We start from the raw sequence: 20,365 nt of genomic DNA, 5'->3' as shown, positions 1-20,365 counted from the left end.
CTTGGGTCAGCTCACTCATCTAAATTCACCACTTCTTTGAAACAATCAAGGTTAGAGCGCGAGTGAAGGACAATCACAACCTGCTTGTCACTGCCCTCGATAGCGCACGCCATCGATTCGAGCTCAGTGCGCTCCTCTGACGGAGTGAGACTCTTCAAGGTCTCATCAAGCAACACAAGCCGGGCAGCGCCTTCACGTAACACGGAACGCGCAAGCATGAGCCCGCTCGAATTCGATGCTTCAGATGCGAACGGATCGATATCTGGTACGATTACCACTTCGCCTTGGGGATACCGGCGGTATAGAGCATCAAGCATGACGGACTTCCCCGCGCCAGTTGGTCCAATCAAGGCAACCATAGAACACCCAGAGTCAAGAACGCTCTCAAGCAGAGCCAGGTCAGCAGACCGCACGGGCGGATAAGAACGGTCGGCCCGGTACTCTTCAAGCATCCGAACACGCTCCGCAGTCAAGCTGACTACACCAACCTGTTGCAGCGTCTCCACCGTAGATTGGATGCCAGATGACAGAGTTACTGCAAAATATATTACGACCGCGGGAGCAACCACTGAGTTCGATCCTTCGACCATCAGTGCCAATACCACCGCAGAAACATTCAGTGACAACACAAGCGACTGAATCAGTCCCGTACGCAGTGCGTAGGCGTTCGCCAACTGAATCGAGCTGCTGACGTATGCAGCCTCCGAATGAGCGTAGGCTTCTTCTCCAGCCCGACGCAGCCCTGCACTGACGGGCGCAGCGTGTAAGCCAGCCTGGGCACCAGCCACCCCGATGAAGTCACCTCGGCGATTGGCAGCCGTCGTCGAGGCAGGGAGAATCCACTTTGAGCCCTGACGCATAGCAAGCATCGCTAGGGGTGCTACCGCCAACACAGCGATTATGAACAGCGGGGCGCCGGCCACTGCGCCTCCGATGAGCATAAAGGTCTGTAGAATGACCATAAATACCGAACCCAGGGCGCTAGGCACCGACATCTGAAGGTCGGAGAAGTCTTCACCCATCCGCCCCATGACCGCACCGCTTGTTCTAGGACTAGCGAATCGATCGAGCCTGCGTATAACCCGGTCGTGCAAATCGCTCAGCCTAGCGATGGGAGCCCAGTAGAGCGGGCCAAAGAACATGACGGACCCAACAATTGCTGCCAGTGCGCAAGCAGCTGACACTCCAGCAACCTGAGCAGACAGCCCATCACTGTGAGCAATCGTCAATGCAAAAGCAACTTCGGATCCGCTCAAGAGTAGGGCGCCACACGTAATCCACACCAAATGCGGTCCAAACAACAACAGGGCCGATCGTCGGAATGTGGCACGCTTCGGCTCAGGGTCAGGAAGGTCCTGTCCCTCGCTCACCTCCATCGAACCAGCATCTACCCCCTTAGCTGCCCCGGGGCTATGAGCCTGCAACTCAAGAGGGTCTACCCTCGCATCATTGCCGGAGGTGAAGGCACTCGGTACGTACTCCTCCGAGCTTGCCAGAAGTGTGCACGTTGGCACGCACTCTAAGATCCTCTCGGCAACCACTTCTCGTGCTACAGGATCAAGCGCTGCGAACGTATCGTCCAAAATTAGCCAGTCTGGTTTGTCTGCCAAAACGATTGCGACAGCAGCACGGTGTCTCTCTCCTGACGACAAGGTTGTTGCGTCTTGCCAGAACCGCCCGATTACATCCTCAGTGAGCCCCATACCTAAAGCGAGGCTAGTGAACCGGGATACCTGATGTGGCGAAGCAGAAGCTCGCCACGCTGACAACACCGAATGGGACATTTCCGGGTTGCGTGGTACGAAAGCGGAATCGGGGGTGGTCACGGATGTGCGCAATGCTTCAGCGCGCTCAGACGTAGCTGCAAGCACCTCTCTAGAATTTGAAGGCTGCCCCACCCAGTCCTGCTGTTTAACCGTGCAATTTGGAGACGACTCGAGCTTGTCGAGCTCACGCATCATTGGCACAGCGAGCCGAATAACCCGATAGTTTACGATGTTGTTCTGCACCGCTGCGTACAGGTAGCGGGCTGCCAAAATAATTCCAATACCGAAATGAGCGGATGGCCAGAGCCACGCGCCGAGAACCGCAACCACAGCGAGCACCGCAGTTAGTGCTCCCCGTTCAAGGAATCCATTCAGGATCTGCAACGGGACTCGTCTGTGCAGAAGCTGCTCTTCGGTGTTTCGGATGCTAGCGACCTTGTCCAGGGCGGTACCCCAGCTGGGGATGCTTTGCCCTCGAGGCAGCGCGTTTGCTACACGCTGGATCCACTGCCGACGCTCTCCCTCTAGAGCGACGTACTGTTCCCATAGTCGGCCCACCAAGTTGATGAGACGGACGCTGACGAATACCAATCCAGTGATGAGCAACGCAGCGATGGCGCCGCTTGCACCATATAGCGCGAGCGAAACCGCGAGAAAGGCAATAATCTGAACGGTTGAAACGGCGAAATCAACAACGAAGGCAAACTGGCTGATCTGTCCTGGGTATGTGAGAACATGCCCGTGAGCTTCCGGCGGATGGGATGACCTACTAAAGATGTCCCGGAAACGGCGGTATGTAAGCTGTCGAACCGCGATCGTGAGAATAAGCTCTTGGCGTTCCTTCACCCAGTACCCTAGGCTTTCAGCCAGGAAAGCGAAGATGAGTAACCAAATAGCACTGCCTGGGATCCTCTCACCTGACGTTACCTGGCCGATACCTGCCGTAATCATCAGAGCCCCTGCAACATTCAGTAGGCCAGCGGTGAAGACGGTGAAACTCGTGCTCGTTGGCGCGAATACCAAAGCAAGCCAGCGGATCCGTCTCGGCAGGTTCCGCGCTATCCTTTGATAGCGCACATACAAGTGCTCGATGGGCATGTCTCTCAGATGCAGGCTACGAGCAGCGCTCTGTGTTTCGCCCCGTCGCTTGTGATTGATCACCATTATGTTTCCAGTCATTCGGTATTCGAGTTCAGGTGTACGGCCTCGTTAATAAGTTCGTCGTTCGGAAAACGGGCTTGGAGGTCGTTGAGAGCTACCTGGACATCTATGCTCGGATCGAGAGCAGTCCGAGCCTGCATGAGCAAAAGCTCTACCTCAGCCTTCGACTTCGCATCGAGTTGCGCCTGCGCGGCGCGGGATCTGGCTTGCACAGTCCATTCGGGCGTTTCCGCCTCATATGATGCGCGTAGCATGTCCAGGACAGCCTCATCATCCCCAAGATTTGCTGCTTTCGCGTACTCGTCTCTTGCGCGACGAGGGGCCCCTAATTGCATAAGGATGAACCCGAGAAGTCAGTGCGCTTCAGGCATGCTTGGGTCAAGCTCAACCGTGCGTCCTGCCTCTACCGCTGCTTCCTCAAAACGGCCCATATCGCTCAAGAACGACGCGAAATCCTGGTGGTATTCGGCGAACTCTGGATCCATCGCGATGGCCTCTCTGAACAGTCGCTCCGCCTCTTGAAGATTCCCCATTGACTTCACAACTCGAGCCAAATTCGATGTAAGCACTATGTGATGCAGTCTATAATGAACAGCCAACGTCGGCTGAGATGCTGCCTTCTCGGGCATGCACCGAAATTGGGTACGGGACAAATATACAACAATTTGACCAAATCCAAGATATAAGCGTGTCTGTCGGGCTCATCCCCGCACACATCCCCGCATACGCGGGGAAAATTTCCTCCGGGGCCGCCGGTAAGAGTATAAATAAGGCTCATCCCCGCGCATACGGGAAAACCTGGAGATGTGCGCTGGGACGCTAAGTATGCTGGGCTCATCCCCGCGCATGACTGAAACGGTTGCGGGGCAGAAGTAACCTCCGTATAGTGGGGGTTGTCAGGATAAAACGATAGTTACCGCCCTCCGGGGCCCAGGGATGAAGGCGCCAAGATATGAAAGCTGGAGGACTCCGGCCGTTCTTGGCGATTCTGACACATAAGGCACCCTTACGGGTGCCTTTTCTGTTTAACTACAGCTCAGGGGAGGGGACGCACTCTGGTGCGGCCCCTCCCCTGTTTCTTATGCTCGCGGGTTATTCTTCGTCGTCATCAACGGCGGGCAAGCCCAGCAGGGCGGTTCCCGCCTCGGTGAGGGACCAGCGCATCGTGCGACCAGCCTTCACGCCCTCAACAAACCCAAGCCCCTGCAGCAGTTTGAGTCTATCGCGCAGAGTCGGCGCCGTAACCCCCAGCGCCTCCTGCAACTCGGTCGAGGTAGGCGCGACCGGCGCACGGAAAATATTGGCTTGCCCCAACAGATGCAGAAGGTCAAGCAGGGAACCCACCTTCTTCTGATTTTTTGCTGTTTTGCCCCTCAGCCACTCATGGTTCTGATTCAACTCAGCAGTACGCCTATTCAGCGATGCCAACGCCTCATAGCGGGTCGCCAGCTCCTTTTCTAGGTATTCCTGTGCCTTCTCAATCAGTTCAAGGAAGGCATGCAAAAAAGTAGTTACTTCACCGTAGTTGAGCAGCTCCTCAGCATCAGAAAACGCCTTGTAATAACGTTCTTTATGGAGGTTAAGTGTGCTCGGCAGAGTAAGCGCCGTCAGGTGGCTGAGTACCCGCACCATATGGGAAGCGAGAAGGTACCTGCCAAATCGTCCGTTGCCGTCGTAGAAAGGGTGCGTGTACTCCACCATGAAATGTGCGGCAATCGCGGAAAATAGCACCGGCACGTTCGGGTCGAGAGCGTGGTCGAGCGCCGCCTGAATGTTAGCGGTGATAGCTTCCTCGCCCATCGGGGGTTCATGCACAACCTTAGTGCCACTAGTGATGCGAACAGGACCGGCACGAAAAAGCGCTCCGTCTAGACGATTTTCATCGTCCAGATGCCCCTCAAGCAGGGTGTCATAAAGATTGCGTACTTCCTCGACCGTATCAGGCGGCCGACGTTCTCCTAATGTGTTCAATAGATTCATAAATTCCACAGCACGTTTAGCGCGGGGGTCTTCACTGTCGCCGGAGGTGAGCGCCTCAGAAATCAGCCGGCGAGTTGTATGCACACCTTCAATGCTGTCAGTGGCCACGATGCTGCGTACTGCCAGGTCAGAGAGGTAGCTCCTCATCGCGACACCAGGTAAGCGAGAACTCAGCTGTTCGATATTCCGCTCCCGCACCATAATACGGTCGTAATGGGCAAGTACGGTGCGGTCTGCCAGGTAGAACATAGGGTGCCCACGTACTTTGAATTCATCGAGAAGGTAAGTGCAGTAACTATGGCGGCGTGACTGCAGTTCTGCCTGTACGGCCGCTTCGTTGCGTTCATGAAAAATACTTTTAAGAGTTCGGTATCCGTGACCGGTAGCACTCATCTAATCCTCCTTAATAGTGAAAAAAACCGCGATTTTTTTCATTATTCCTAAAATTTTTGGGAAATAGTGAAAAAATCGGCAGTTTTTTTCATAATCCAGGTCACATGGTGATAGTTTGCGGGCAAGCACCTGCGGGATATTTGCATGCATGGTAGGGTTACTTCTAACACCGATAACCACGTGCCGCCGTGTTTTGCGTCTTGCAGTCCTCGACGTTGCGCTCTGGCTCAGAGGCGTTCTGCGGTACCGTATACTCTCATCACTCATTCAATCTCTCTCTCTCCCCCCCCCCGCCCGGGGGTGGGGTTATCTGACGCACCCCAGATGCGGGGTCTACGTATTTTGGAGATTGTTATGGAAAACAAGGGCGGAGTAACTATCCCCCGCTGGGCGCTCGCTGCCGCTGTAGTTGCCCTACTGGTCTTACTGGTCATAGTTCTTATCCCTGGCGGTAAAGACTCAAACCCCGTAGCAGCAGGCTCCTCCAACAATACGGAGCAGTCACAACCCGCCTCCTCTAGCACTGCCGAGCCCTCCATCTCGGCTCTAGCGGCAAGCAGCTCAGCGAGCACCAACCACCGTGCAGTATGCGATGTGAAGGTTCCGACGGGTAAAGAATTTTCTGCGGATATTCCTTCTGACTACACCTGGGAGCAGATGACCGACAGCGTCCATTATCCGGTATCTAAAACTTATGGTCCGACCGTGCGTCAGGGTCGTCTGGGTCAGTGTTTCGCGCACAACCCGACAGGTGCAGCTATGTCCGCCATTAATGCAATGGTTGTAATTGGTAATGACGAAATACCAGCTGACGCCCGTCGTGCTATCTTCTCTAGCCGCTACAATGGCAAGCCCGATCCTTGGGAAGATGGAGAGTCCAGTGATTCGGATGATGACATGTCTAACTATGTGTCGGCTATTTATGCCTACAGCATCCAGGGATACTCAACGGAGCGTGCCACGGTGAAAGTCTACATGATGGCACAGAAGCAGGGCGGATCAATCAGCATCGGCTGGGTGCCCATCCGCATGGTCTGGGAGGACGGCGATTGGCGTTTTGACTCAGAAAAGTCAGAGACTAAAACGAACATACTGATGGATGAATCTGATGATCCCTCACAGCGATTCACTATCGGCAAGAGCAAGCTGATTGAGTGGGGTTTCAAGCTGTAACCCCCAAACGGTAGGCTGGTAACCCAGTTATCTCGTTTTATAAATTAATGCGCGGTGGGGCGGGACAGATTTGATTCTGTCCCGCCCCACCGCATTCATATGTTTAAGCCCTATCTATGAGCTATCCGCCAGACCCCGCCTCCGTTAGAAGAAGTCAATGTCAGGGAGGCCCGCAAAAATATCGGCAAAGAACTCGTACGTACCCCGAACGAAGCGCTCGCCACCATCCTCCACCTCACTATCAGCCCGCGAATACGTGAAAAGGCCACCAATAACCTTCACACCAAAGAAATACAGCCCAACAGCCCCAAGGGCCAGAGCAACGAAAGGCATCACCAGCATGACCACAAAGTGAAGAATCACGTTATCAATCGAGCCGCCAAGCAACACCAGGCCAACAATGACGACCCCCATCACCACCAGGCACACGGGCACGCTCACAACGTACATGCCCCAGGCGATAATACGCAGAACAGTCTTCCAGAAGCCGCGGCGCGGCTTCTCCTGCAGACCATCTGCGGGATGCGGAAGATACGGTGCAGTGTGTTGAAGTGCTGACTGGTTGTTCATAGGTGGTTGTCTCCTGACGTACTCGGTGTATACATCAACTCCCCTGAGAATACGTCACCCACCTGGGCGATTCCTCAAAGCGGGTGCGAGCAAGCAAACCACGCCCGCTAAAGCACCTCGGGGTGGACCGCCACCTCCACGGCGGCAGGCAACACGCGCGCACTAATGCGGTACGCCGACGGCGCCGGGTCACCGTCCACCTCAACCGGCTGCACACCATCCGGGAACTCCAACACCACCTCAGACCCCACCAGGTGGCGGATCACCGGCAGCTCAATGCGCGGCGAACCCAAAATCGTGCGTCGCGTAACCTTCGCCATCAGCAGCCCCCACTCCACCAGGTCACGCGGGGACGCCACAATCACCTCAAGATTACCGTCGTGCACATCCGTCATATCCGCCAGGCGAATACCGCCCTGCAGGCGGCCACAATTCGCGATCAGCACCGAACGCATCGGCAAAGTACGGAACGGCGCACCATCCACGCTAATACGCACCGGGTGCGACCTGCCCAGCATATGCTTCATGCCGGACTGCACATACGCCACCCAGCCGAACTTCGCCTTAATATCCTCGTTCGTATCATTCATGACAAGCGCATCAAAGCCGGCACCACTCATCACAAAGAACGTGTGTTCTGTTTCTTCGCCGGTGGTGCCCGTCGTCGTCATCTCAATCGCGTCAACGGTCTGACCCGCGCCGTTGAGCGCAATATCAACGCACGCCGCCACGTCACTGACCGGGATGTACAGGTTGCGCGCCAGCAGGTTACCGGTGCCCATCGGCAGAATACCCAGGCGCGGCTTCGGCCCCTCATGATGCGCCAGCACCGCCGCCACGGCGCGCACCGTACCGTCACCACCGGCGGCAATCAGCAGGTCAACGCCCTCGGCAATCAGCTCGCGGGCAGCCTCCGAGCCGGGCTCGTCCACGCGGGTGGTGCGCACCAGCGCCTGCGGGTGGCCGTTCGCCGCGAGGGTACGTTCCAGAATCTCGATAGCCGCCGCAACGCCGGGCTTACTCGGGTTGTACACCACGCCCACGCGCTGCGCCTGCCCGGTAGGCAGGGTCGGCAGAACGCCGAAGGGCGCACCCAGTTCGATAGCGCGTCGGCGCGCTTCACGGCGGGCACGAGTGACGGAGGCGGTCAGAGCCGCCGCCGCAGAAACACCAAGGAGTTTACGGAGTAAAGGCATGATTTTAGACTACCCGCCCACACAAAAACCCGCTCACCGTTTACGCGGTGAGCGGGTTTTTCAGCTGGTTGTGAGATTACTCAGCGGCTACTGCGGGGATGACCTCGGCACCACCCATGTAGGGGCGAAGTGCCTCGGGGATACGCACGGAGCCGTCAGCCTGCTGGTGAGTCTCCAGGATGGCAACCACCCAGCGAGTCGTCGCCAGGGTGCCGTTCAGGGTTGCCACGGAGCGGGTGCGGCCCTTACGCACGTTGCCTGCCTCGTCCACGGTGTCCGGGGTGCGCTCGCGGATGTTCAGGCGGCGCGCCTGGTAGGTGGTGCAGTTCGAGGTGGAGGTCAGCTCACGGTAGGTGCCCTGGGTGGGGACCCATGCCTCGCAGTCGAACTTGCGGGCTGCGGAGGTTCCCAGGTCGCCTGCGGCGGTGTCAATCACACGGTATGCGAGGCCGCAGCGCTGCAGCATTTCCTCTTCGAGGGACAGTAGCTTTGCGTGCATCTCTTCTGCCTGCTCGACGGGGCAGTAGACGAACATTTCAGCCTTGTTGAACTGGTGCACGCGAATGATACCGCGGGTGTCCTTACCTGCGGAGCCTGCCTCGCGGCGGTAGCAGGAGGACCAGCCCAGGTACTTCTTGGGGCCCTTCTCGAAGTCGAGAATTTCGTCGGTGTGGTAGCCGGCGAGCGCCACCTCGGAGGTACCAACCAGGTACAGGTCGTCGTGTTCGAGGCGGTAGATTTCGTCATCGTGCTTGACGTTAAAGCCGGTGCCGTTCATGATTTCGGGGCGTACCAGGGTGGGGGTGGTCATCATGGTGAAGCCGTGCTCGGTTGCGAGGTCGAGCGCCATCCACATGAGTGCCTGCTCCAGGCGGGCCACCTGGCCCTTGAGGAAGTAGAAGCGTGCGCCGGAGACCTTCGCGCCGCGTGCCATGTCGATGCCGTCGACGAGTTCGCCGATTTCGAGGTGGTCGCGCGGTTCGAAGCCGTCAGCGGTGAAGTCGCGGGGGGTGCCGACCTTCTTGACGACTACGTAGTCGTCTTCACCACCGGTGGGTACGCCGTCGATGATGAGGTTTTCGATGCTGCTGACCAGTTCCTCATATTCGGCGGTTTTCGCTTCGGAGGCTGCCTTTGCTTCGTTGACGCGGGCTGCCAGTTCCTTCGCCTGTGCGACGAGGGCGGGCTTTTCTTCCTTGGGTGCCTTTGCGACGGTCTTGCCGAAGGCGTTCTGTTCGGCGCGCAGGGTCTCGTATTCGCCGATGAGTGCGCGGCGGGCGGTGTCGGCTTCGAGGATGCGGTCGACGTGGGTTTCGTCCTTGCCGCGTGCTCGCTGGGAGGCGCGGAAGACGTCGGGGTTTTCGCGGAGGAGGTTAATATCAATCACTGTTTTATCCTACCTAATCTTGCGGTGGGGTGCGTGCGGGGTTTGTGCTGGTGAGCAGCTAGCGGCGGCCGGTTAGCGGCGCCTCTAGCGGCGCTGCAGGTGTGTGGGGCGGCCATTCGGGAAGAGCGATTCCAGCCACTCGTGCGCGGAGTCGAAGGAGGCGTCGGAGTGGATGCTGTCGACCTCGGTGTTTTCGTGGTCGGCGCGCGGGTAGGAGCCGAGGAACTTCAGCGTCGGGGAGACGCGGTGCAGGCCGCGCAGTGCATCGCGCATGCGTGCCTCATAAATGTGGCCGTCGGCGTCGATGCTGAACGAGTAGGAGCCCATACCTTCGCCGGTGGGGCGCGACTCGATGCGGGAGAGGTTCACGCCGCGCACCGAGAACTGTTCGAGCAGTTCGAGCAGGGCGCCGGCACGGTTGGCGGGCAGCGGCACAGTCAGGGTGGTTTTGTCGGAGCCGGTCGGCTCAGGGATGTCGGCGATGCGGGAGAGCAACACGAAGCGGGTCACGGCGTTCTTGTTGTCGCCAATATTGTCCTGCAGTACGTGCAGTTCCGGGTGGTAGTTCAGCAGCGCCGGGGAGCAGATTGCCGCATCGTAGGTGCAGCCCTCTTCGAGCAGGCCGACGGCCGCCGCCGCGGTGGAGGAGCCGGGCAGGTAGGCGGCGGTGGGCACGTTATCCTGCGCCCAGCCGCGCACCTGCGCCCAAGCATGCGAGTGGGTGGAGATGGTCTTAACGTCGTCAATGCTGATGGGCTTCGCGGCAACCAGCACGAAGCGGATCGGTACGAGCACCTCGCGGATAATGCGTACACCCTCGCTGGCTGCGATAGCGTCCAGGGTGGCACTCACGCCGCCCTCCACGGAGTTTTCGATGGGCACCATGGCGGCGTCCACCTCGCCCGCGTTCAGGCGTGCGAGCGCGTCGGGCACGCTGGTGGCGGGGATGCGTTCGGCGTCGGATGCGCCGGGGACGCTCAGCAGGGCAGATTCAGTGAAGGTGCCGGAGGGGCCAAGGTAGGTGTATCGCATGGTCACCATGGTATCGGGTTGGGGTCGGTATCGGTGGGGTTTCGCCTGTGCTGTATGCATCTCGGAATGGCTTCGGTCATGGGTTGGCGATTTTAGGGGTGGGTTAGTGGCGTTGGGGGTGGTTAAGACCCACCCCCAACGTCACTAACCTATGACTGAAGCCTAACCCCCTAACCCGCGAACTGGCGCACCCGCGCGGTGTCCCAGTACTGGGCGGGCACGCCTCCACCCATGAGCTCACGGGCGATAGCGGCAGCCTGCACGGAACCAGCCTCCGGCAGGGGCGCGTGCGAACCGGCAATAATGACGTTGCCGCGGCGGCGACCCTTCAACATTGCCGAATCCGCCACAATGCACACGTACTCGAACACTTCAAGCAGGGCGGACGCCTCCGCGCGGGCGCCGGTCAGTGCCGGCCCGTCACCGCAATTGAGGATGTACAGGCCACCGGGTGCCAGCGACTCGGCGACGGTGCGGGTGAACTCGACGGTGGTGAGCGCCTCGGGGGTGGTGTCCCCGGCGAACACGTCACGAATCAGCACGTCGCGGGATGCCGGGGCAAACGTGGAGGTGACGGCACCCGCCTCGCCCACACGAATTTTCACGCGCGGCGCCTTAGGGATGTCGAACCAGGCGCGCACATACTCGGCGAGCTTGGCATCCAGCTCAACAACCGTGTTGCGGCTGGTGGGGTACAGGTCAGCGAAATAGCGCGCCATGGAGCACGCGCCGCCGCCCAGGTGGGTGATGCGCAGCTTCGCAGCATCCAGGTGCTCCTCCACGTGCGAGGAAACGACCGCCGCAATCCAGCGCATGTACTCAAAATCCATCTGGCGGGGCTCACCCACAATCACATGGGAAGACTGCACACCATTAATGAGTAGCAGCCAGCCGTCGGCATGGTAGCCGTCGGGGACCAGCTCCGCCTCACCCGTAGAAATCGGGTACACGCCAGCGGCGGCACCCTGCACGGGGGTGTTCTCGGCCTCGCCAGCCCGGTTCTTCTGGTTCTTCTGCGCCTTCTGGGTTTTCTGGTTTTTGGGGGAGTTCTTCGGTGCCCTGCTCTTTTTCGCCATACCCTCTAGCCTAGCCGACAGCCCACACGCCCCTAGCGTACGCACCCGCGGCAAACCGCCTCCACAGGGGCCGGCTGAGTAGACTGGAACCCATGGGATTTGTATGTCAGGGCCGCTACGTGCTCGCACCGATTGAACCGACCGACGCCGAAAAATACGTGAACCTGCAGCTGGACTGCATGGAGCAAACCTACGATCCGCTGTACTTCGACGCTCTCGGGGAAAGCTTCACCGCCCGCCACCGCATCGAACGTGGTGACTACCTCGAAGACTTCCACCGCCACCTTTCCTCCCCCACCGTGCGAGGCTTCTTCGCCTACGATGTACCCGGCTGGACCCCCGACGGCGGGCTCTCCTGCTCCATCGGCGCACACATCGACTGGGATAAGCCGGTCGGCCTGGCGCTCTCACTCTGCGAGTTCTCCGACTGGGAACTCGAACGCGCCGACAACCTCCCCGAACTGCCCGCGGGTATCCGTAAGCTCACGCACCTGTACACGCTCAACCACACGCACGGCACCGGGCTCGGTCAGGCACTCTACGAGTCCGTCATCTACCCGGACGAAAACTCCTACCTGTGGGTCATGGCTGAAAACGAACGAGCAATCTCCTTCTACGAGTGTCTCGGCTACCAGCGCAACAGCATCGAATTCGCGGCACGCGGCATCTGGGCGCCCGGCCACAGCGTGCGGTACGCGCGCATCCTCAACCCGTAAAACCCATAAACGGGCGGGCCAGACGGCTAGTCCAGCAGCTGCGGGCACCGCGAGGCACGCGGCGGCCCCGCCCGGGACGCCGTGCGACACATCGCACCCTGAACGCTGTTAGGCGCCACACCCGCAAAGTCTTAACATAGAAAGTGACCTACGCTCGACGCACACCGCACAGACACAGGGAACCCCTGCGCACGCGCGGTACCGGCGCCGAACGCCACCCCACCGAAGGAAAGTAGAATATGACCACCGGTCTTTACCTCTCCGCTACGTCCCCGAACTCGGGCAAGTCCCTGATTGCCCTGGGCCTGGCAGACTCCCTGATTAAGCGCGCGGACCGCGTCGGCTTCTTCCGCCCCGTCTTCGACGGCGCAACCATCGCTGACGACCCCGTAGCACGCCTGATTCGCGAGCACTTCAACCTCTCCGAGGAGCAGGTCGGCGGCGCCGTCTCCATGAACGACGCACTCGCACTCATCGCTGAGGGCGACACCGAAGAGATTTCCTCCCGCGCGGTATCCGCCTACGAGAAGGTCGCAGCCAACAGCGACGTCGTGATTGTTGACGGCGTCTACCTGCCCGCCAACGCACTCGCAGTCGAATTCGACCTGAACGTCCAGATTGCACGCGACCTGGGCCTGCCCGTCGTCGCTATCGTCGGTGCGCAGGAAGCCACCGTCGAAGAGGCAGTCACTGCCGTTGACGTGGCCCGCACCGAGCTGACCGCATCCAAGGCTGACCTGCTCGCCGTCATCGTCAACCGTGCAGAGCCCACCCTGCGCGAGGACATCGAGAAGTCCGTCAAGCGCGGCGAGGCAAACCTGCCCGTCTACGTGCTGCCCGAGATTTCCGAGCTGACCGCTCCGACCGTCGGTGAGGTGGCCGAGGCCCTCAAGCTCGACACCGCCGGCGTGAAGGCTGGGGACCTCAGCCGCGATATTCACGGCATCAAGGTCGCCGCCATGACCGTCTCCAACTTCCTGGGCCAGTTCGTCGACGGCGACTTCGTGATTGTCCCCGGCGACCGTGCAGACATCGTGGCCGCAACCCTGGCCTCCGCACTGGCACCGTCCTTCCCCGCTCCCTCGGGCGTGCTGCTCACCGGCGGCCTGGACGACGTATCCGGCCAGCACACCGCCGTGGGCGAGCTCATCAAGAACGCACCCTTCCCGGTGCTGTCCACCGAGCACGACACCTTCAAGTCCGCACGCGCCGTCTCCCGCGTGCACGGCTCCCTCGAGAGCGGTCACCAGCGCAAGCTGGCCGCCGCCCTGGGTGGCTGGGACGAACACGTCAACAAGGACGAGCTGCTGTCCCGCCTGTCCATCGAGCGCCCGGCTTCCATGACCCCGCTGCGCTTCCTGCACAACCTCATCGAGACCGCACGCGCAAACCGCCGCTCCGTGGTTCTGCCCGAGGGTTACGACGTGCGTATTCTGCGTGCCGCCGAGATTATTGCTCGCCGCGACTTCTGCGACCTGATTCTGCTCGGTAACCCCGCCAAGATTGCAGAGATTTGCCAGGCTGAGGGTATTGAGCTGCCCAGCTCGATCCGCATCATCGACATCGAGAACAACGAGTACTCCGAGGACTTCGCAGCAACCTACGCTGAGCTGCGTGCACACAAGGGCGTCACCATTGAGGCTGCTCGCGAGCGCATGACCGACCCCTCGTACTTCGGCACCATGCTGGTTTACAAGGGCATCGCCGACGGCATGGTTTCCGGTGCTGTGAACACCACCGCGAACACCATCCGCCCCTCGCTCGAGTTCATCAAGACCCGCCCCGGCACCAAGATCGTCTCCTCCGTCTTCCTGATGCTGATGGAAGACCGCGTTCTGGTCTACGGCGACTGCGCAGTGAACCCGAACCCGAACGCAGAGCAGCTGGCCGACATTGCGAAGGCATCCGCGGAGACTGCACGCCAGTTCGGTGTGGAGCCGAAGGTTGCTATGCTGTCCTACTCGACCGGCACCTCCGGCGCTGGCGCAGACGTGGACGTTGTGCGTGAGGCAACCGAGATCGTGCGCGCTTCGAACCCCGACTTCGCGGTCGAGGGCCCGATCCAGTACGACGCTGCTTCGAACATGTCCATTGCGTCGACCAAGCTGCCCGGCAGCGAGGTTGCTGGTCAGGCTACCGTGTTCGTCTTCCCCGACCTGAACACCGGTAACAACACCTACAAGGCTGTTCAGCAGTCTTCGGGTGCTGCCGCTGTGGGCCCGGTTCTGCAGGGTCTGCGTAAGCCCGTGAACGACCTGTCCCGCGGTACCACCGTTGAGGACATCATCAACACCGTTGCGATTACCGCAATTCAGGCGCAGAGCCTGTAAGGTGCACGCGGCGCTGTAGCGTGAAGGCTGCGGCGTTCCGTTGACATAGAAATCTCCCGCACTGGGCGGGGCATGCCTTGGAGGTGTGCTCCACCCGGTGCGGGAGATTTTTTGTAATTACAGGGATTTCTTTTGGTGCAACTCCCCGGTTAGACCTTGCGGGTACGGCGGTCGAGGCGCACATAGTTAATCACGCCAAGAACAGCCATGCCCACGGCGGTCAGAACCGGGCCGAGGGCGGGCGGGAAGAGCCAGGTGAGCCCCGCCTCCACGGTGTAAGCGATGAGGCGGCAGACAAGGTAGGCACACGCCGCCACGAAGAGCGCGTAGGCGACGATGATACCGACCGGGCGGGGCTCGTAGCCTTCTCGCCGGGCGCGCAGAGCGGCACTTAGCGCGTTACCCAGGTACAGGGCGAGAGCGCCGAGAACGACCGCGGCGGTGAGGGCACCGTCGAGGAGCGTGCGCGGGGTCAGCGGTGCGGTGCCTGCCTCAGCGAAGAGGTTGAGGATGCGCACCACGGCGTAGGCGTAGCAGAAGATGACTGCCGCACGGATGGTGAGGGGGAGGTTGGTCCAGAAGGTTTTCATGCGGCCCCTTTCGAGGTGGAGGGCGGGCTTCTGTCTGAGTGTTGCCCCCAAGGACACCTAAGAACGCCGGCGTGTGATGCGAATCAATAGCATTTGGGCTGGTGTGTTGTGTGCGCGGGGCGGGGTGCTTGGTGCACTGTTTTTATGCGCCGAGAAGCCACATGTGTTTCGAAAAGCAACATGTTACGTGGCTTCTCGAAACACATGTGGCTTCTCGCGGAGAAGACGGGCAGAGAATTTTTGTAATTACAGACTTTCACCGCCTTCACCCCTGAGCCGGTGACCACCCAAGCAGCGGCAAACCGCCCGGGCTGCTAGGCTGCTGCTATGACCACGACTGACGAAACTCTCCCTCTGGGACTGTACGAGCACCTCAAAAGCGCATCGCTCATGGGCCGCGCTATCCCCGAAGGCGCGCAATGGCAGGAAGAAATTCTCAAAAAGGACGACTACAACATCCCCGAACTGCTCACCCAGTTCTTCGCCACCCAACTAGCCCCCGCCCTCGAAAGCCTCAAAACCCCTGCCGACCAGGTGAAACTCATCAACCGCATGATGGAGCTCCTACCGCAGGAGGCCGAAGAGCAGAATGATTCGTTGCTGACCGATGACGACAGCAACGTAATTCAGATGCGCGAACTCGCCCTCACGAATACAAAGACTACGCGCCCCGATATTCCTCTGAGCGATGTTGCTCTGATGACGAATACTTCTAAAGACCTAAATCTCAACACTGAAATTCAGAAAGAATTAGAAAGTGCAGACCGTGTAGATTTGCTCTGCTCTTTTCTTAAAATGTCCGGCGTTAATAGTTTGAGTGAGCAGCTTAAAGCTATTAAAAATCGCGGTATTCCTTTCCGCATTATTACCACCACCTACATGGGCGCGACCGACCGTAAGGCTATTGACCGCCTCGTCGAAGAGTACGGCGCGGAGGTGAAAATCAGTTACCAGGGTGACAGCACCCGCCTACATGCGAAGGCCTGGCTGTTCCACCGCAATACTGGCATGTCCACCGGTTATGTGGGCAGCTCAAACCTCTCCAGCGCCGCGCTCACTGACGGCTTGGAGTGGAATGTGCGTATCTCCAGCCCGATTACTCCCGGCCTGATCCGCCAGTTTGAAGGCCTGTTCGAGAGCTATTGGAAGAGCGGTGATTTTACCCTCTATACCGCCACTGACCAGGAGAAACAGGAGCTCGATACTGCCCTGGCCAAGGCGGATATTACCGGCCGCAAGAGCAAGGGTCTGGAGTACGATATCGACTCGTCCCTGCTGGATGTGCACCCGTTCCCGCATCAGGCGCGCATGCTCGAAGAGATGCAGAACGCTCGTTCTAAGGGCCGCCACCGTAACCTCGCCGTGGCCGCAACCGGCACCGGCAAAACCGTGTTCTCCGCCCTCGACTACAGGCGCCTCTGCGAGCAGTCCGGCAAAAAGCTGAAGCTGCTTTTCATTGCGCACCGAAAAGAAATCCTCGACCAGGCGCGCCGCACTTTCGGCGACGTCATGCTTAAAGGTAATTTCGGTGAACTTCTGACCGGAGGCAAAAAGCCCGAATATAACGAGGCTGTTTTTGCGACCATTCAAACTTTGTCAGGTGCTACCCTTGAGAATTATGCGCCGGACTATTTCGACGTCATCATCATGGATGAATGTCACCACATTGAGGCCGCTAGCTGGGACAAAGTTTTTAACTACTTTGCACCCCGCGAATTTATCGGCCTGACCGCAACACCCGAGCGAGAAGACGGAGTGAACATCGCCGACAAGTACTTCGGCGGCTACGTGGCGACCTCAATCCGCCTGTGGGATGCACTCGAAGACAACCTCCTCGTACCCTTCCAGTACTTCGGTATTACCGACGGCACCGACCTGCGTCGCGTCAACGTTCGGGGTGGCCGGTACGACGAAACCGACCTGGAAAAGCGGTACACCGACCATAAGGATGCTGAACGCCGCCTGCGCATCATTGTGGAGGAGCTACGCAAGAAGGTCGACAACCCCCTGCGCATGAAAGCGCTCGGATTCTGCGTGAGCGTGAAACACGCCGAATACATGGCTCAGAAGTTCAACGAAATAGGAATCCCGGCAGCCTGCTTGGTGGGTACGGATTCCGCCGAGCGTCGTGCCGAGGTTATGGGGAATCTTGCGGATGACAACCACGAGCTGACGACCATCTTCACCGTGGACCTGTTCAACGAGGGCGTCGATATTCCGAACATCGACACGCTCCTGATGTTGCGCCCCACCCAGTCGCTCACCCTCTTCCTGCAACAGCTGGGCCGCGGCCTGCGCCGTGCGCCGTTGAAGTCTGTTCTGACGGTCCTCGACTTTGTGGGACATCAGAACAAGAACTTCATGATTCACAGCAAGTACCGCGCCTTTGCGCGGCAGGGCGCCCTGACCGAACAGGACATTGAGAGCCCCGAACTACCGGCTGGCTGTCACTTCCATCTAGACGAGATGACTCAGGAGCAGGTCATCCAGAAGATTCGCGAGTCCCTGCGTATGAATAAGAACGCCCTCATCAGCACCGTCAAGGGCTACCTGGAAAATATGCGGCAAGATTCTGCGGAACCCAATATTCGTCCCACCGTCATTGACTTCATCAACCACTACGGACTGGGATTGCCGCAGATTTACGGCCGTAGCAGCAAGGTGCCCCTGCCCGGTGTCACTAAGCCTGTCGCAACGACCTGGACCAGCCTCCAGGCTGCAACTGGGCTGTACCCCGACCTGGTAGTTCCTTTCCAGAACAATATTTCTCTCGAAGTGAATAGGCGCGTCAAGGCGCTCAGACACGTGAACGACAGCTTCCGTATCAATGCCTACCTGGAGCTACTGAACACGGACATCCTGGAGCAGGATATGAGCGACGAGCAGCGCCGCTACGCATGGATGCTTCTGTTCTCCATCTGGCCGAATGCTGAGTGGGTAGGCTCAGCCGAAAGGTTCAGCCTCGACGAAGGTCTGGCAACCCTGCGTAAGAACCGCGGAATACTGCAAGAGCTGGAGAGCATCTGGCAACGCAACGCCATGCTGGACGCCAACTCCACCCTGCCACTTTTTGAGGGCGAAGATATTCCCCTGCGCACTCACGCCTACTACTCTCGTGAGGAGTTGTTTGCCGGGTTGGCGGGTCAAGAGGAGAACTTCAAGGTACCCGGCGGCGTGGTCAACGGTGTTGTACCCTTCGACCCGACGAATACCACCGCGCTACTGGTGACCCTGGACAAATCAGAAACACACTTCTCCCCGTCTACCATGTACAAGGACTATGCCATCAGCAGGTCTGAATTCGCATGGGACTCGGATAACAAGACCTCTGCTAATACTGATATAGGACAGGTCCTCCAACACCATGAAGAGCTGGGGCGCCGCATCGTTCTTTTCGTTCGCCATGTTAAGAATGACAGCCTAGGTACCAGCCCCTACATGTGCCTGGGCACCGTGAAATACATTTCTCACGAGGGCTCCAAGCCGATGCATATTCGCTGGGCGCTGGACCGTCCGATGCCGGCGTCCATGTTCCAGATCGCGAAGATTGCCTCGTAGGCTCTATATAACCGCAGCAGGCGGCCCCGGATGTTTGAACATTCGGGGCCGCCTGCTTTTTAGATGAAGACACTATCCTGTCGGCTAGCTTGGCGCAAAAACCCCACAAAGATATTTGATGCATAAAGCAATTAAATATCCGAATAGTAATGATTCATCACCACAACAACCAAAAGAATGCAAACGATGGCAAATATACGGTATGGTGGACATCGTAGTGTTCTATAGCGCATTGATGCGCCTATTAGACACACGACAGGGCTGTTTACCTTCCGGTACTCAGTTTGACCTGTGAAAACCAGCCCGACAGGCACATATACAACACACCATCACCGACGATAGGAGCGTATCTTCTATGGATTCGACCATCTTTAATCGCCGTACCCTGCTGGGCAGCGGCGCGCTTGTGGGCCTGGGGGCCCTGCTTACCGCCTGCGGCCAGCAGGCAAATAACGAGGCGGCAGCCACCGCAACCGCGGCGCCGAGCGAGACAGCGGCGGCTTCTGCCGCGGCATCTGAGTCGCCTTCAGCGAGTGCTACTCCGAGCCCGGTCATTACCCGCGGCTACTCTGGCGGTTCCAAAGCCCCCGACGGCGAGTACCGTAAGGCTGACGCGTATGGCCCTGCACAGAATGTCCCCAAACCTCGTAACGAACCCGCCCAGTACCCCGAGACCGAAGAAGGCCTCAGCCGCATGATGGAAGACTGGCTGAATGCCCATAACTACGCTATTCAAACGGGAAATTGTGCGCCAGTCATCCAGTATGTTGAAAAAACTTCTAAAGAATATCCATTTTATGAATATATTGAAGATCTCTACAAGCGTGGTGGTTGGGTTGTGGACGGTCTGGATTCCTACCAAGTTGAGGGCGACCTAATTTATGACGAAAAACAGAAAATCTACCGCATGAAGTTCCGCCGATTCTGGAGCACCGTTATGTATATCGACTCCGATGGAGAAATTACCAAGCGAGCAAATACAGATAAAAATGATGATCTCTTCAACTACTTTTTTAAATATACCGAAGGATATTGGAAAATTATCGGAAGCGGAACAGAAAATAATTTTAAGGATGCATAAACCATGATTAACTCTAAGTGCATGCGCATATTATTTGCATCCATTCTGTCAATATCCCTTCTAAGTATCCAAAATGCATACAGTGAAGAATGTACAAATTCAAATTCTAATGGGCACTGTTATAAGACATCTCAAACCCATAAAAATAAGCCAGCAGAACGCGATGGCGATTCAGCCATTACAAATAAAGAGGATAATTCCAAGGTCCCCAGTGATAGTTCGAACAATCCCCAGGCCCTTTCAAACGACTACCAAAACTGGGTCAATTGGTTTAATAACAACTACCAATCAATAACCGATGAAATCGGTGCTACAATGCACGCCCGCAAGACCCAAAACCGCCACCCCGGTGAACC

Annotated in this window: 16 protein-coding genes; 6 read left to right on the top strand and 10 right to left on the bottom strand. The window is 58.3% G+C overall.

The window, feature by feature from the left end; all coding sequences use genetic code 11:
• Positions 1 to 11: 11 nt before the first annotated feature.
• From JX292_RS00080 to JX292_RS00065, 4 genes are all read right to left on the bottom strand, one after another.
• Complete coding sequence (locus JX292_RS00080; RefSeq protein WP_239653547.1) at positions 12 to 2,864, bottom strand: hypothetical protein; 2,853 nt, start codon at positions 2,862 to 2,864, stop codon at positions 12 to 14.
• 77 nt (positions 2,865 to 2,941) lie between these two features.
• Positions 2,942 to 3,181 carry a hypothetical protein gene (locus tag JX292_RS00075; RefSeq protein ID WP_204860159.1) on the bottom strand — a complete coding sequence of 80 codons (240 nt, stop codon included), beginning with the start codon at positions 3,179 to 3,181 and terminating at the stop codon, positions 2,942 to 2,944.
• Between the two features lie 99 nt (positions 3,182 to 3,280).
• Entirely contained in the window at positions 3,281 to 3,556 is a 276-nt protein-coding gene (locus JX292_RS09120; RefSeq protein ID WP_430538688.1) for a tetratricopeptide repeat protein, read from the bottom strand.
• A 463-nt stretch (positions 3,557 to 4,019) separates the two neighbouring features.
• On the bottom strand, positions 4,020 to 5,300 hold the full coding sequence (locus JX292_RS00065; RefSeq protein WP_204860154.1) for a Fic family protein: 1,281 nt from the start codon (positions 5,298 to 5,300) through the stop codon (positions 4,020 to 4,022).
• A 354-nt stretch (positions 5,301 to 5,654) separates the two neighbouring features.
• Between JX292_RS00065 and JX292_RS00060 the strand changes: the two genes are divergently transcribed.
• On the top strand, positions 5,655 to 6,473 hold the full coding sequence (locus JX292_RS00060) for a hypothetical protein (protein ID WP_204860152.1): 819 nt from the start codon (positions 5,655 to 5,657) through the stop codon (positions 6,471 to 6,473).
• 144 nt (positions 6,474 to 6,617) lie between these two features.
• On the opposite strand, the gene JX292_RS00055 is transcribed toward JX292_RS00060, so the two are convergent.
• The 5 genes from JX292_RS00055 to JX292_RS00035 form a co-directional block, all read right to left on the bottom strand.
• Positions 6,618 to 7,043, bottom strand: coding sequence for a hypothetical protein (locus JX292_RS00055; protein WP_204860149.1), 426 nt, complete (start codon positions 7,041 to 7,043; stop codon positions 6,618 to 6,620).
• A 107-nt stretch (positions 7,044 to 7,150) separates the two neighbouring features.
• On the bottom strand, positions 7,151 to 8,239 hold the full coding sequence (locus tag JX292_RS00050) for a diacylglycerol/lipid kinase family protein (protein ID WP_204860147.1): 1,089 nt from the start codon (positions 8,237 to 8,239) through the stop codon (positions 7,151 to 7,153).
• A gap of 76 nt (positions 8,240 to 8,315) precedes the next feature.
• Complete coding sequence (gene serS, locus JX292_RS00045) at positions 8,316 to 9,626, bottom strand: serine--tRNA ligase (protein WP_204860144.1); 1,311 nt, start codon at positions 9,624 to 9,626, stop codon at positions 8,316 to 8,318.
• An 84-nt stretch (positions 9,627 to 9,710) separates the two neighbouring features.
• On the bottom strand, positions 9,711 to 10,658 hold the full coding sequence (gene pheA / locus JX292_RS00040) for a prephenate dehydratase (RefSeq protein WP_204860142.1): 948 nt from the start codon (positions 10,656 to 10,658) through the stop codon (positions 9,711 to 9,713).
• 170 nt (positions 10,659 to 10,828) lie between these two features.
• The gene (locus JX292_RS00035; protein WP_239653546.1) at positions 10,829 to 11,734 is read right to left on the bottom strand and encodes a spermidine synthase; all 906 of its coding nucleotides are present in this window, start codon (positions 11,732 to 11,734) and stop codon (positions 10,829 to 10,831) included.
• A 92-nt stretch (positions 11,735 to 11,826) separates the two neighbouring features.
• Between JX292_RS00035 and JX292_RS00030 the strand changes: the two genes are divergently transcribed.
• Together JX292_RS00030 and pta are read left to right on the top strand one after the other, a co-directional pair.
• Positions 11,827 to 12,450: a GNAT family N-acetyltransferase gene (locus JX292_RS00030; protein WP_204860137.1), complete on the top strand. Its 624-nt coding sequence runs from the start codon at positions 11,827 to 11,829 to the stop codon at positions 12,448 to 12,450.
• Positions 12,451 to 12,689: 239 nt separating this feature from the next.
• On the top strand, positions 12,690 to 14,780 hold the full coding sequence (gene pta / locus JX292_RS00025) for a phosphate acetyltransferase (protein WP_204860135.1): 2,091 nt from the start codon (positions 12,690 to 12,692) through the stop codon (positions 14,778 to 14,780).
• A 149-nt stretch (positions 14,781 to 14,929) separates the two neighbouring features.
• Here pta and JX292_RS00020 read toward each other — a convergent pair whose 3' ends face one another.
• Positions 14,930 to 15,370, bottom strand: a complete 441-nt coding sequence (locus JX292_RS00020; RefSeq protein WP_204860132.1) for a hypothetical protein — start codon at positions 15,368 to 15,370, stop codon at positions 14,930 to 14,932.
• Positions 15,371 to 15,697: 327 nt separating this feature from the next.
• Here JX292_RS00020 and JX292_RS00015 point away from each other — a divergent pair, with 327 nt between their 5' ends.
• The 3 genes from JX292_RS00015 to JX292_RS00005 all read left to right on the top strand — a co-directional run.
• The gene (locus JX292_RS00015) at positions 15,698 to 18,928 is read left to right on the top strand and encodes a DEAD/DEAH box helicase (RefSeq protein ID WP_204860130.1); all 3,231 of its coding nucleotides are present in this window, start codon (positions 15,698 to 15,700) and stop codon (positions 18,926 to 18,928) included.
• Positions 18,929 to 19,283: 355 nt separating this feature from the next.
• On the top strand, positions 19,284 to 20,009 hold the full coding sequence (locus tag JX292_RS00010; protein WP_204860128.1) for a DUF6318 family protein: 726 nt from the start codon (positions 19,284 to 19,286) through the stop codon (positions 20,007 to 20,009).
• 3 nt (positions 20,010 to 20,012) lie between these two features.
• A partial coding sequence (locus JX292_RS00005; protein ID WP_204860125.1) for a hypothetical protein occupies positions 20,013 to 20,365 on the top strand: 353 nt, incomplete at its 3' end.

This window comes from Rothia mucilaginosa, assembly GCF_901875305.1.
Classification (GTDB): domain Bacteria; phylum Actinomycetota; class Actinomycetes; order Actinomycetales; family Micrococcaceae; genus Rothia.
Note: the sequence above shows the minus strand (reverse complement) of the source record. Positions and strands in the feature narration are given on the sequence as shown.

Coding starts and splice junctions, on each gene's coding strand:
- JX292_RS00015 (WP_204860130.1), top strand. CDS start 15,698: ATGACCACGACTGACGAAACTCTCCCTCTGGGACTGTACGAGCACCTC.
- JX292_RS00020 (WP_204860132.1), bottom strand. CDS start 15,370: ATGAAAACCTTCTGGACCAACCTCCCCCTCACCATCCGTGCGGCAGTC.
- JX292_RS00080 (WP_239653547.1), bottom strand. CDS start 2,864: ATGCCCATCGAGCACTTGTATGTGCGCTATCAAAGGATAGCGCGGAAC.
- pta (WP_204860135.1), top strand. CDS start 12,690: ATGACCACCGGTCTTTACCTCTCCGCTACGTCCCCGAACTCGGGCAAG.
- JX292_RS00075 (WP_204860159.1), bottom strand. CDS start 3,181: ATGCTACGCGCATCATATGAGGCGGAAACGCCCGAATGGACTGTGCAA.
- JX292_RS00010 (WP_204860128.1), top strand. CDS start 19,284: ATGGATTCGACCATCTTTAATCGCCGTACCCTGCTGGGCAGCGGCGCG.
- JX292_RS00055 (WP_204860149.1), bottom strand. CDS start 7,043: ATGAACAACCAGTCAGCACTTCAACACACTGCACCGTATCTTCCGCAT.
- JX292_RS00035 (WP_239653546.1), bottom strand. CDS start 11,734: ATGGCGAAAAAGAGCAGGGCACCGAAGAACTCCCCCAAAAACCAGAAA.
- JX292_RS00030 (WP_204860137.1), top strand. CDS start 11,827: ATGGGATTTGTATGTCAGGGCCGCTACGTGCTCGCACCGATTGAACCG.
- JX292_RS00065 (WP_204860154.1), bottom strand. CDS start 5,300: ATGAGTGCTACCGGTCACGGATACCGAACTCTTAAAAGTATTTTTCAT.
- JX292_RS09120 (WP_430538688.1), bottom strand. CDS start 3,556: ATGCCCGAGAAGGCAGCATCTCAGCCGACGTTGGCTGTTCATTATAGA.
- JX292_RS00060 (WP_204860152.1), top strand. CDS start 5,655: ATGGAAAACAAGGGCGGAGTAACTATCCCCCGCTGGGCGCTCGCTGCC.
- JX292_RS00050 (WP_204860147.1), bottom strand. CDS start 8,239: ATGCCTTTACTCCGTAAACTCCTTGGTGTTTCTGCGGCGGCGGCTCTG.
- pheA (WP_204860142.1), bottom strand. CDS start 10,658: ATGCGATACACCTACCTTGGCCCCTCCGGCACCTTCACTGAATCTGCC.